This is a genomic window from Silvania hatchlandensis, assembly GCF_025564065.1.
GTDB lineage: Bacteria > Pseudomonadota > Gammaproteobacteria > Enterobacterales > Enterobacteriaceae > Enterobacter > Enterobacter hatchlandensis.
Genome location: NZ_JAMGZK010000022.1, coordinates 1 through 727 on the forward strand (window position 1 = coordinate 1; position 727 = coordinate 727).

Annotated in this window: 1 rRNA gene; it reads right to left on the reverse strand. The window is 54.1% G+C overall.

The window, feature by feature from the left end:
• Positions 1–34: 34 nt before the first annotated feature.
• Positions 35–727: ribosomal RNA gene (locus M8014_RS00115) — 23S ribosomal RNA — on the reverse strand; the annotation flags it as partial.

Sequence of the window (727 nt, forward strand, 5' to 3'; positions counted from 1 at the left end):
CTGTCTCTTCACGCCAAAACAGCTTCGGCGTTGTAAGGTTAAGCCTCACGGTTCATTAGTATCGGTTAGCTCAACGTATCGCTACGCTTACACACCCGACCTATCAACGTCGTCGTCTTCAACGTTCCTTCAGGACTCTCAAGGAGTCAGGGAGAACTCATCTCGGGGCAAGTTTCGTGCTTAGATGCTTTCAGCACTTATCTTTTCCGCATTTAGCTACCGGGCAATGCCATTGGCATGACAACCCGAACACCAGTGATGCGTCCACTCCGGTCCTCTCGTACTAGGAGCAGCCCCCCTCAATTCTCCAGCGCCCACGGCAGATAGGGACCGAACTGTCTCACGACGTTCTAAACCCAGCTCGCGTACCACTTTAAACGGCGAACAGCCGTACCCTTGGGACCTACTTCAGCCCCAGGATGTGATGAGCCGACATCGAGGTGCCAAACACCGCCGTCGATATGAACTCTTGGGCGGTATCAGCCTGTTATCCCCGGAGTACCTTTTATCCGTTGAGCGATGGCCCTTCCATTCAGAACCACCGGATCACTATGACCTGCTTTCGCACCTGCTCGAGCCGTCACTCTCGCAGTCAAGCTAGCTTATGCCATTGCACTAACCTCCTGATGTCCGACCAGGATTAGCTAACCTTCGTGCTCCTCCGTTACTCTTTAGGAGGAGACCGCCCCAGTCAAACTACCCACCAGACACTGTCCGCAACCCGGAT